Source organism: Deltaproteobacteria bacterium (genome assembly GCA_016874755.1).
GTDB lineage: Bacteria > Desulfobacterota > Binatia > UBA9968 > UBA9968 > DP-20.
The window spans coordinates 37220-48946 of record VGTH01000041.1 but is presented as its reverse complement, the minus strand read 5'-3'; the positions used below and the strand labels follow the sequence as shown (position 1 = coordinate 48946).

The window sequence follows — 11727 nt, the reverse complement described above, 5'->3', positions numbered from 1 at the left end:
AGCGAACGCAAGGTCAACGTTGTGGAGCAGCCCGGGTATCGTAACGGCTACGGCAAGGGTCGACGGTTTACGCTGAGTCTAGGAACGGTGGAGATCAAGCGACCGCGGGTGCGAGATTTGGCGCGAAAATCATCGGCGGCAAAACCCATCTCTTCGCAACGCAACAGCACGTGGGCGGCAAAAGGCCGCGCAAAGTCATAAGCGCGGCAGCGATCGCGCGCAATGGCGATATCGATCTCGCCGACGTCAACCAGCGTTCTCGTCTGAGCCTGAGCCGAGTCGCGCGAAATCTTGAGAATCGATTCGAGCCGGTAAGCGCGGGCCATCGGGATAAGGTGATCGCCAAAGAACACCCCGTCCATCGCCTCGCCGGCAAACTTGAGAATGCGCGGCCCGTGGCCGCCGCAATAAAACCTGAGCGGCGCCGCTGGAGCGAAAGCCAAACGAAATTCTTGCTCGGGCAATATGTGATGATACGCAGCCGACACTGGATAGTGGCGAAACGAGATTGTCTCGCCGACAAGTAAAGCTTTGAGCGCCAATACGGTCTCACGCACTATGGCGACGGGTTTCGGCATTTCGACCTGCTGCCCCGCACGTGCCAACTCGCCCCGCGCGATGCCGACGCTCACCTCGCGGCCGTCCGTTAACTCAGAAAGCGCTGCGAGGCTATCGGCAATATCCATCGGATTGCGAAAGTAAGGAACAATAATCGACGTGCCAATCTTGATCGGCACCCGCGCCGCTATGGCGGAGAGCACGACAAAAAGATTGCGCTGACCGAGATTGTCGTTGACCCAGACCTGCTTGAAACCTTTCGCCTGCGCCAGCTGCGCCAGGCGAACGGAATCGGCAACCGTGTACTGCGACGCACTTTGCGAGGCGAATTTGACGCCGAATTCGCCGTGAAAATTCCTCACCACGTTCTAGACCGCACCCCAGACATCGCGCGCTACTTTGACAACCAATCCCAGTTTCTTGATCTGATCTTCGACGGTCAGCTTGTTACCCAACACCGTGCTGGAGAAGCCGCATTGCGGCGCGATGCCGAGTTGATCGAAGGGCGCGACCTTCGATGCCTCGTCGAGGCGCCGCTTGAGATCGTCGGGATTTTCTAACGCACCGGTTTTGCTCGTGACCAGGCCAAGCATGATGCGCTTGCCTTTGGGCAGGTAGCGCAGCGGCGCAAAGTTGCCGGCACGCGGCGAGTCGAATTCCAGAAAATAGCCGTCAACTTTCAGCTCGTTGAACAACACCTCCGCGACCGGATCGTAACCGCCCTCGGCGACCCAGGCGCTGGCGAAATTGCCGCGGCATAGGTGGGTGTAGACGATCATGTTAGCCGGCTTGTCTCTAATACACTCGTTGACCAAGTTGGCGTAGAGTGACGGCAACTTGTCAGGATTTTCACCAATCTTTTTCGCGCCTTCCCGCATCTTCGGATCGCACAAATAGGCCAGGTTGGTATCGTCGATCTGCAAATAGGTGCAGCCGACGGCGGCAAGCGCCTGAATCTCTTCGCGATAGACGCGCGCCAAGTCGGTGAAAAAATCCGCCATCTCTGGATACGCCGCATGGCTCACGCCACGGCGGCCGCCGCGAAAGTGCAAAACCGACGGCGATGGGATCGACAACTTCGCCGTCACTTTCGTGGTAGATTGGGTAAATTTAAAGTTTTCAACTTCGTGCTCGCGCACACGTTTGAGCTTGCCGGTGACTTCGAAGCGTGTCGGCGAGCGCTGCACATTGGGATCGCCGCCTTGAAACGATTTTTCCGCCTCGCTCGCCAAGCCTTCTTTGACGAGCACGCCTTCGAACTTGCGGACAAAGTCGACGTTCCACAGTTTGCGCCGGTATTCGCCGTCGGTCACCGCTTGCAGGCCAATTTCCTCTTGCATCTTGATGACGTCGCGGATGCAGCGGTCCTCCACCGCGCGCAGCGCAGCGGCATCGAGATCGCCTTTTTCAAACTTCTCTCTTGCCTCCAACAACGCTGGTGGGCGCAGCAGGCTGCCCACGTGATCCGCGCGAAACGGCGGGGTTTGTTTCTCTGCCGTAGAACTTCTCCAATCTCTTCCTGGCACGCTTTGAATTTGTCGCTCATTAAGCCATATTGGCGCAAAGATTTCATACTGACGAGGATTCCGTGATGCGCACCGAACTCATCAGCATTCCAACGCCGACCGATCCACTGGACGCCGCCTACTACACACCCGATGGCCCCAGCCAAAACGCCGCGATGTACTGCCACGGCAATCAGATGAACTTCTACGTCTGCGCCGCGCGCTTTCTGGCGCCGCACATCACCGGACTCGGCTACACGTTCATGCCGTTCAACCGCCGCGGCCACGACTCCGTCAGCACCTACAACCGCCGCGCCGGCGTCGGCGGCGCCTATCAAACCGTCGCGCAGGGCATTGAGGACAACGAGCTCGCTGCGAAATATTTAGCGAGCAAAGGATTCTCAAACCCGATCGTCATTGGCCACAGCAACGGCGGCGTGTTGGCCAGCCAACACGTCGCGAATCACCCAGAAACCAAAGCGCTGATTCTGCTTTCGGCCCACGCCGGCGGCAACCGTATGACCAACCCACGGTCGGCACGCAACTACTCATTGGCGGGCAATCCGGCCGAACTGAAAGAACACGCCGAAGAGCTAATGGCAGCCGGGAAACCGGATCAGCTCATGCTGATCCCCGACTGGTGGTGGGTGATCTCGGCAAAGACTTATCTCGACCGCTTGGTAAACGCTCCGGACTTGGTCGCGAACGCGGCGAAAATAAAGTGCCCTGTGCTATTCATCCGGGGTGATCAAGAACCGATAGATAACTACCCCGCCGAGAGGTTCAAAGAAAACTGCGCCGGGCCTTGTGAGGTTCACGTCATCCCGAACTGCGATCATTTTTATGTGGGGGCTGAGGACAAAGTTTCGCGGGTCGCAACGGATTGGCTAAAGCGTACACTGGGGTAGGCGACCTCCTCAGGAACAGCCCGAGGCCGAGAATATATGTTTGGATTGAGAGAGATCTTCGCCACACGACCGAGCAAAAACCCGAAACGCGAAACTCGGAAGCCCGAAACCACTGTTATCATCACGGCAGCGCCGGCCACTCTCGCAACAACCGGCCGTAGCCGCTTACGGGATGTTTGATGCCCAACTTCGATTCCACGTACCAAAGCATCGCCGGATTACTTGCGATCACCGTCACTTTTAATTCCGACTCGATCCGATCCAGACACTTGATCGGATCGAGCACAGCGCCTTGGAAGTAAATCGCATCGACCTTGCCGACTGCTCCGAAATGCTTTTTCACGAGGTCAAAGACTTCGTCCGGTGTCATCTTTTTTGGGACATCGAGCTGATCGAAGGAGTTGGGAGAAAGCGCCGTCACCCCGGCATTGGCGAGATGGTCAACGATCAGATCATTCAACTTGGTGTCGAACGGTGTGAGTAAAAGAACTTTCGGCGCGGCATAGGCGCGCAGTGCCTGGACGCAGGCATGAAGCGCAGTGGTAAACGGAATCGTCAACGCCGCTTGCATATCGGCATAGAGCCCAGGGTTAAGAACTTCCGTGGGCGCTGCCGTAAGGATCACCCCATCCCACCTTTGCTCGGCGATGAACTTCTTCACGCTGCTAATGATGAAGTCTTTTTTATTGGCGATGCCGAACAGCGACTCACCGTAGAGGTTCAACCCTTGGTAATCAAGCTCGACACCCTTGGGGATGATCGGCGCCATGCTCGCATAGTGGGGCATCGAGCTTGAACCGCCGCTGACGAAACCGATCTTCTTAACAACCTCAGCCATGGCCACCTCCTCCGTCCAGCTTGCGAGAATTCTGAAAAGTCCTTAAGAATGCTTCGACGGGCTCAGCATGAACGGATTGTTTCTAACTATTTCAGCATCCGATCCGTTCGCCCTGAGCCCAGTCGAAGAGCTCCGGAAAGTTTCAGGATTTGGCAGCCATTAACGGTTGCATCATTTCTTCTTAGCCTTATAAGCATCAACCGCTTTCTTTAGATCCTCGTACTCGCTGCATTTCCCGAAAAATGGACAGGCGTTCTTAAGTGCCGCCAGCTGTTTCTCGGCATTTTCCAACTGATTCATGTCGAGGTAGAGCTCGCCGAGATATTCATGGGCGCCGCGGTGCTTGGAATCGAGCTTGAGTGCCCGCTGGTAGTGTTCCATCGACTTGTCGAACACATTGGTCTTGCGATAGGCGAAACCGAGCATGCTGTGAGCGTCAGCGTCGTTCGGCACTTCCTGCACGGCTTTGGTCAGATGGCCAACCGCCGCCTTGAAATCTTTGGCTTCGATTGCTTTACGACCAGCGACTACGTTTGGGTTCTCTGTCTTCGGTTTCGGCTCCGGCAAATCCGCCAAAGCCGCGCCTGTACCGATCACGAAACTCAGGGCTAACGCAAAAAACGCTCCTCGACCCTTCATAAGCAACCCCCTAGAGAAAGATGAGGCAATCTTATCACCACGAATCGCAAGGGCAATGCTCTAACGCTTCCTCAGTTCCGCTCGCTCCGCACCTCCGCGGCCATCGCCGGCTCTTGCCGAATCTTGTCGATGATCGACTTCAGCACCGGTTCTTTAATATCGCCGTCGGGAGTCAACACCTGCTTAAGAATCTTGTAGCTCTCCGCCGCGACGCGCTGATCCAGCCCAAAATCTTTCTGGACAAACCCAACCACTTCGGCCTCGTTTTTCAGAATCGTTTCCGTGCTGCGCAACACGGCACGGATCCTCGCTTTCATCTGCTCACGATGGCTCTGCGCATGATTCACCCGGGCGCCGCAATGACAACGGTCCTAACGCAAGTGCGTTTTTCTGCGCCTTTGCGCCCTTCGACATCGCTCAGGACTTGCTTTTTGCGGTTATTTTCCGATCCGATGAATCTTCTATGTGCCCTTTGTGTTTAATTCTTCTTTCCCGTTAAGCCCACGCCGAACTTTTTTTTCACCGCTTCTTTCAATGCTGCACTCGCCCCCGACACTTTCGGAAAATCATTCATCCATTCATAGGGCCTGCACGCATCAATAATGCCGCGCGACTGAAAGCCGCGTTCGCTCGGTGGAATGATCGGGTCGATGGGGTTGCTCCAGCAGCGGCGCAGGATGTCGATATCCTTCGCCGGATCGGTGCGCGTGCACAGCGCCCACAACAGCTCATTGCTATCCCAAATATCGATGTCGTCGTCGACCACCATCACATAGCGCGTCAAGAGGGCTGCGGCGCGGCACTGCGACGCGATCAGCGCCGCTTGGCGCGCGTGGCCCGGGTATCGCTGTTTGATCGAAACCACGACCATCAATCGGGTTTGATGATACGCCACATCGCGCACGTCGGGCACGCCGGTTTTGTCGAGGTAGTTCCAGATATACGCCGCGCGGATCAGATTGTTCTCCGCCCCGGGCGCTGGCTTGAACGGCGGCGCGCCGGTGAGAACCGGATCGTTGCGATACATCAACCGCTTTACTTTGAGCATCGGCTCAGAGCGCAGTCCGCCGGCATAGTACCCGGTAAATTCGCCAAACGGTCCCTCGGGAATTTTCGTGCCGGGAATCACCTCTCCTTCGATGGCAATTTCCGAATACGCAGGAATGGGCAAAGCGGCGTGCTTGCCGAGAATCACCTCGTAAGGCTCGCCACGCACACCGCCTGCGTAATCGTATTCCGACTGACCCGCTGGCACTTCCATTTGACCGAAGAACCACAAAAGTGGATCGGGACCGAAGCTGATCGCCACCGGAAACGGCTCGCCCTGATCGAAATATTTTTGCCGGTGAATGTGGCCGTGATGGCCCGGCGAGATATAGAGCGCCAGGGTGTCCTGGTCGTGCACCATGACACGGTAGCAGCCCACGTTGATCCAGCCCTCGTCGCGGTCGCGGCTGATGGTTGTGTCGAGCGAACCGATGTAGCGGCCACCGTCGCCTTCATGCCACCAGGGAATCGGCAGCGCCAGCAGGTCGATGTCCTTCCCTTCAAACACGTTTTCCAGCAGCGGCCCCGAGTCGACCACGCGCGGCGGAATCAATGTCGGCTTGTCGAGCCGCTGCTTCCACGCCGCCATGAATTGTTCGCGCGTGTAATCGAGCGGCAAATGAGTGGTCAAACACTGGCGCTTGAGGGTGGGATTGTGGATGCCGGCGAGCACACGCTTGCCGGCGGGATAGTCTTTGATTTTGTCAAAGAGCACAGCCGGTGGCGTAGGCATCTGTGCCGAGACCTCTGTCAGTGCACCGATCTCCTGATTCCAATCGGCACCTTCGATCACGCGCAGCTCGCCAAACTTGTCCACCGCGTCAATCCAACCTCGCAGGTCACGATATTGCATCGCTGTCGCCTCCCAAATTCGCGCCGATCTTAGAACGGACTACACGGCTGCACAACTCCTTTGCGGCCCGTTAGGTTGGAGAACCACTGGTTGTTCCGAGAGCAAAGGGATCGTTGTATAGTGAGCCATGAAATCTTTTTGCACAGCACTATTGGCCGCGAGCTGCACCCTCGCTGCATCGCTCACGCTTGCGGGCGAGCTTGCGCCGAGACGCATCGTCGACACCGGCCCGTCGGAGCACCTAGTCTTGCCGCCGCCCTTCGCAACCAAGTCAGTGGGCAACTCGCCGCAGGTCATAGGTTGGCCCACCGGTGCCATGCCGAAAGCGCCGGCAGGTTTCGAGGTAACTTTGTTCGCCGATGAGCTCGATAACCCGCGCAATATTCTCGTGCTGCCGAACCGTGACGTTCTCGTCGTCGAAGCAAACCGGCGCCGCGGCAATAGCCGCGCGCTGCTCTTTCGCGACACCAACAAAAGCGGCAAGCCCGATCGGCGCGAAGTTTTTTTGGCGAATCTGAACGCCGCCTTTGGCGTCGCGCTGCACGGCGGGAAAATTTTCGTCGGCAACACTGACGCCGTGGTGGCATATCCGTACCGAACCGGCGACACCCAGATCACCGCCAAAGCGGAAAACATACTGAGTCTTCCCGAGGGCGGCCATTACACGCGCAACGTCATCGTCGACCCGGAGGGCAAGAAACTCTACATCGCGGTCGGCTCCGCAACCAATGTCGATGAAGAAAACATCGATGCCAAGGACCCGCGCCGCGCGGCGATCTTGCAAACCAATCTTGATGGCAGCGCCATGCGCGTTTTCGCCGGCGGTTTACGCAATCCGGTGGGTATGGATTGGGAGCCGAAAACAAAAACGCTATGGACAGTGGTCAACGAACGGGATGGGCTGGGCGACGACCTCGTCCCAGATTTTCTCACCAGCGCGCGCGACGGCGCGTTCTACGGTTGGCCCTATTCCTATTTCGGCCAGATCGAAGATCCGCGCAAAAAAGGCCAGCGCCCCGATTTGGTCGCCAAAGCGATCAAGCCCGATTATGCGATGGGCTCCCACGTAGCGGCGTTGGGGCTGACATTTTATATGGGCAACTCTTTTCCGTCGCGCTATCACGGCGGCGCTTTCATTGGACTGCGCGGCTCGTGGAACCGGTCGACGCCGGCCGGCTATAAAGTCGTCTTTGTGCCGTTTCAGAATGGCAAGCCGAGCGGCCCCATCGAAGACTTTCTCACCGGCTTTCTTGCCGAGGAAAAACCCAATCGCGCCCACGGCCGTCCCGTCGGCGTTACAGTGTGGAGCGATGGTTCACTACTGGTTGCCGACGATGGCGCAGGAAAAATCTGGCGGGTGAGTGCAAAGAAATAGAAAAAGACGGGCGTGACCAATCACGCCCCTACGCCCTGAACTTTTGCGTTTTTTGCGGCCATTCAGAACTGTTTCCGGCCAACATCCCGCAGCAACTTCTCCCAACGCTCCGCCGCCTTGTCATATTGCGCCGTCGACATCCCCGCCTCCGGGTACCAGAGCTTATACGAGCAGGTTTCTCTTGGCTTGCGCAAAGCCAACGTTGGCAAAGACCAGCGTCATCAGCACAACGAGCCCGTAGCGAACGAGTCTGTTCATACCACCTCCAGATTTCTATTTTCTGCGAAATGCGTGCGGATAGTCCTTCTCCGCCCGTTGTTTCGACAAATAACCGAGTGCCACATCACGCTTGACGGCCGCGGCATCGCGATTCATTGGATCGCCGTAACCTCCACCTCCTGCTGTGAAAACGGTTACCGTCTGCCCCGGTTGCACCTGCAGGTGGCTAAACTTACCGGGCAACGGATCGTTGTTGCCATTGCGTTCGATGTAGGTTTCATTGACCAGCGCCGTTTCACCCCCCAGCAGACCCCACGGGGGACACTTGATGCGATCGGTGTTGCGGCTCAGAAAACACGGCTCCAACGGTTTCACTCGCAACTCGACGCCATTACCACCGCGATATTTACCGGCACCGCCGCTGTCAGCGCGAAACTGGTGACATTCGTAAAGCAAGGGATAATACAACTCCTGCAATTCGATCGGCGTGTTTTTCACATCGCCTTGGCACATCGACACCGCTGACGACACGCCATCTTCGAACGGCCGGCCGCCCCAGCCACCGCCGACGATATTCTGGCAAACATAGCGCCGGCCGGTCTTTGAGTTCATGCCAAAGATGGCATAGCCGCCCATGTCGCCCTTATGCGCCGCCGGCACGCGCTCGGGAATCGCCGGCGCCAGAGCGCGGAAAATCGTATCGAGCACAGTCGGCAGCGAAAGACTCCAGCCACCGATCGGCGCGGGACGTTTAGCACTGAGCAATTTGCCCGGAGGTAGAATCACTTTTAGCGCGAGAAACGATCCTTCGTTGACCTCGCCTTGCGGCAACGTAAGCGCTTTAAACGCCACCCGCGCCGCCGCCATGCCACCGGAGATGCCGCAATTGATGAATCCAGGCACTTGCTCCGCCACATCGGAGTAGTCAATCGTCAGCTCGTCGCCGCTCACTAAGACTTTGATTTTCAGCGGCACGGTTTTGTTCATGACCTTGCCATCGTCATCAAGAAACGACGCGGCTGCGTAGACACCGTCCGGGATCGCACGGACGGACTTGCGGACCAGCTTGTCAGTCTGTTCCCAGATCCGCTCCACCGCCTGGCGAAACACCGCGCCGCCGTACTTGCGACAGATTTGCTGTAGACGTTCTTCGCCGGTGCGGCAGCAGGCGATTTGCGCGCGCAAGTCACCCAGAGATGATTCCGGGAAACGGATATTATCCTCGATCAACCGCAGCACTTCGCTATTGGGCTGCCCTTGTTTGTAAATTTTGACCGACCGCACTTGCAGCCCTTCCTCATAGACGTCGCGCGTGTTGCTCGAGCCAAAGCCGGTGCTGCCGCCGCCGACGTCAATCCAATGCGCCCGCACGGCGAGAAAACTGATCAGCTTCCCTTCCCAAAAAAACGGCGTGTACACCGCCATGTTGTTCAAGTGCTGGCCGCAGATCTCCGGGTGGTTGACGAGGAAGACATCGCCGGGATGAATATTTTCCCTGCCGTAGACTTCGATGCCGTCCTGCACCGCCACACCCAAGTCAGCGAGAAAAATTGGTAACGCCCCTTCGTTCTGAGACATCGTCCGCCCTTCGTCGTCGAGGACGGCGACGCAGTAGTCCTGCACCTCATAGATCATCATATTGTAGGCGGTTTTTTTAAGCACCGCCGACATTTCGTTGGCCGCGGCCTTCAAAGCGCAGCGGATTATTTCAACAGTAATGGGATCAATGGCCATATAGACCTCGGAAATCTAACCACAAAGAGCACAAGGTTCACATAGAAAATCAGGCAGAGATCGGACCATTTGCCGTGAAGCAGACTCAACGCGAAATTGCTGAGCCAGCGACTAGAAGAATGGCTGCCCCTCTTCTTTGTGTCCTTTGTGCTCTTTGTGGATAGTTGTCTTTCTCACTTTCACAAACCTTTGCCGCCTTGCAGCCGGGCGAAAAACCCCTCTTTGCGCAGCTCCTGCACCAAACTGTTATCGATAAAATCTTCGGTTCGAGCGCTCTTTGCGTGCGTCACGCCCCCTTAGCTTTTAAAGTTATAGCTGACAGCGGCAAATGGCTTCAATCCGACTTCTCACCCCGCCCTCAAATTGTATCGCAACGGAAAGAAATCGGCCGTGTCGTCATCCTGAGCGCAAGCGAAGGATCTGCTTTTTCGCGCACGAAGCGGATTCTTCGGCCCCGCCTCATCAAAATAACAATTGCCACACAGTCTCCTCGGGGAAGATTTGGATGGGGCAAGCCCTTCGTTGCGGCCCCCTCTCTAACTCTCCCCCGAAACGGGGGCGAGGATTCGGATCTCGTCGAGAAGATCAGCCAACGTTTCGAGTGTGTCCAGAGAATACACGCGATCTATCACTGCTCGCGGCTTCCCCTCTCCAATTACCGGCGCCGCTAACCCGATAAACTTTTCCTCGACGTCGTCGCGTGTCACCGGATTTTCGCTCTCGCCCTTGGGCGCCATGATCTGCTCCGTGTGCACCTGCCCTGCTGTTAATTTCACAGTCACGCGGCCCGACCAATACTTCGGAAAGTGGCGATCCAGCTCCTCATTGTGGCTTACCGTTACTTTCTCCATCAGCGCGTGAACCTTTTCACTGCGTAGGAATTCGTCTTCGAACGATCGCAAATCAATCGTCGCGCGCAGCGCGGTCACCGCCATCACATACTGGCCGCTGCCGAGAGTCGCCGCGCGCAGCGTCGGCGTCGCCGGCCGGTTGACCATCGCCGCGTTCTGGGTCGGCAGCGCCAGTTCGATCGCGCCGATCTGTTCCGGCGCGATCGCGTAACGCGCCATCAACCGCAACAATGCCTCGACGCCGGCGTGGAGTTGCCGCGCACAAGGATAGGGCTTGAACGCGACTTCCAGCAGATAATACTCGCCGAAGTTTTGCAAAAACTCCCAACGCGGCGCTGCCGACAACGTCGCGCAAAAGCCGCGCCGATCTTCGAAGGCGAGTTTTGGCCCGGTCAATCCTTGCTCGGTGGCGAGCAGCGCCAATACGCCGTTTTTCGCCGCGCTGCCAAACGCCAAATTGCGCGCGGTCGCGCCCTCTTGGCCGCCGGTGAGCATGCCGCCGCAGTGAAGCGACGCGACGCCGAGCGCGTTGACGATTTTTTCTGCCGGCCAATCGAGCAGCTTCGCACCCGCCGCCGCCACGCCAAAGGCGCCGCACACCGTGCTCGGCCACCAGCCGCGCGCGAACAATTGCGGCGCATCGATGGCAAGACCGACGCGGGCAATGGTTTCATAGCCGGCAATTGCCGCTTCCAGGAAACGTTTGCCCGTGCCGCCATATTTTTCGGCTACGGCGAGAAGCGCTGGGACGATCATGCCGCCAATGCAAGTGCCGGCGCCGCCGTGAATATCATCGAGCTCGCCGCAATGGGCCGCGGTGGCCATCGCTTGGACGGCGTCCAGATAGTTCACGCGCGCAGGCGTGCCGACGAGGGTCGAGGCACCGCCATGATCGCTGAGCACCATGGCAAGTTGGTAAGCGCGGCGGCCGGGTTCCAACCGTGAGCCGGCGAGTATGCAGCCAATGGAATCGAGAATGTGGAGCTTGGCGGCGTCGATGACTGCCGGCGGAATCTGCTCAAGCCGCAGCGCTGCACAGTGGTTTGCTAGCTTTTGGCTGAGAGTTTCTTCCGGCATCGATCGTTAAGACTAGCCCCTCGATACAGCCCTACGGGCTTACTCGGGGAATCGGAGATTTCAATAGCGCCCATCAGTTGTTCTAAACTGCGATGGTCAATCGAATCGCATCAGCAGCTCATG

The 11727-nt window shown here is 57.5% G+C and carries 10 protein-coding genes; 2 read left to right on the top strand and 8 right to left on the bottom strand.

Annotation, left to right across the window (positions count from 1 at the left end):
- Nucleotides 1–47 precede the first annotated feature (47 nt).
- Both FJ145_20805 and FJ145_20800 read right to left on the bottom strand, forming a co-directional pair.
- The gene (locus FJ145_20805) at nt 48–923 is read right to left on the bottom strand and encodes an LLM class flavin-dependent oxidoreductase (GenBank protein ID MBM4263848.1); all 876 of its coding nucleotides are present in this window, start codon (nt 921–923) and stop codon (nt 48–50) included.
- Nucleotides 924–926: 3 nt separating this feature from the next.
- Nucleotides 927–2084: a 5-methyltetrahydropteroyltriglutamate--homocysteine S-methyltransferase gene (locus FJ145_20800; GenBank protein ID MBM4263847.1), complete on the bottom strand. Its 1158-nt coding sequence runs from the start codon at nt 2082–2084 to the stop codon at nt 927–929.
- Nucleotides 2085–2149: 65 nt separating this feature from the next.
- On the opposite strand from FJ145_20800, the gene FJ145_20795 reads away from it, so the two are divergent.
- Nucleotides 2150–2971 carry an alpha/beta hydrolase gene (locus FJ145_20795; GenBank protein ID MBM4263846.1) on the top strand — a complete coding sequence of 274 codons (822 nt, stop codon included), beginning with the start codon at nt 2150–2152 and terminating at the stop codon, nt 2969–2971.
- A 121-nt stretch (nt 2972–3092) separates the two neighbouring features.
- Here the strand turns inward: FJ145_20795 and FJ145_20790 are convergent, their stop codons facing one another.
- The 4 genes from FJ145_20790 to FJ145_20775 form a co-directional block, all read right to left on the bottom strand.
- Nucleotides 3093–3809 carry a hypothetical protein gene (locus FJ145_20790; GenBank protein MBM4263845.1) on the bottom strand — a complete coding sequence of 239 codons (717 nt, stop codon included), beginning with the start codon at nt 3807–3809 and terminating at the stop codon, nt 3093–3095.
- A gap of 171 nt (nt 3810–3980) precedes the next feature.
- Nucleotides 3981–4448, bottom strand: coding sequence for a tetratricopeptide repeat protein (locus FJ145_20785; protein MBM4263844.1), 468 nt, complete (start codon nt 4446–4448; stop codon nt 3981–3983).
- A 71-nt stretch (nt 4449–4519) separates the two neighbouring features.
- The gene (locus FJ145_20780) at nt 4520–4765 is read right to left on the bottom strand and encodes a hypothetical protein (GenBank protein ID MBM4263843.1); all 246 of its coding nucleotides are present in this window, start codon (nt 4763–4765) and stop codon (nt 4520–4522) included.
- A 161-nt stretch (nt 4766–4926) separates the two neighbouring features.
- The gene (locus tag FJ145_20775; GenBank protein ID MBM4263842.1) at nt 4927–6348 is read right to left on the bottom strand and encodes a UbiD family decarboxylase; all 1422 of its coding nucleotides are present in this window, start codon (nt 6346–6348) and stop codon (nt 4927–4929) included.
- A gap of 127 nt (nt 6349–6475) precedes the next feature.
- Between FJ145_20775 and FJ145_20770 the strand changes: the two genes are divergently transcribed.
- The gene (locus FJ145_20770) at nt 6476–7723 is read left to right on the top strand and encodes a sorbosone dehydrogenase family protein (GenBank protein ID MBM4263841.1); all 1248 of its coding nucleotides are present in this window, start codon (nt 6476–6478) and stop codon (nt 7721–7723) included.
- Nucleotides 7724–7996: 273 nt separating this feature from the next.
- On the opposite strand, the gene FJ145_20765 is transcribed toward FJ145_20770, so the two are convergent.
- Nucleotides 7997–9676, bottom strand: coding sequence for a hydantoinase B/oxoprolinase family protein (locus FJ145_20765; protein ID MBM4263840.1), 1680 nt, complete (start codon nt 9674–9676; stop codon nt 7997–7999).
- 536 nt (nt 9677–10212) lie between these two features.
- The gene (locus tag FJ145_20760; protein ID MBM4263839.1) at nt 10213–11604 is read right to left on the bottom strand and encodes an MmgE/PrpD family protein; all 1392 of its coding nucleotides are present in this window, start codon (nt 11602–11604) and stop codon (nt 10213–10215) included.
- Nucleotides 11605–11727 lie beyond the last annotated feature (123 nt).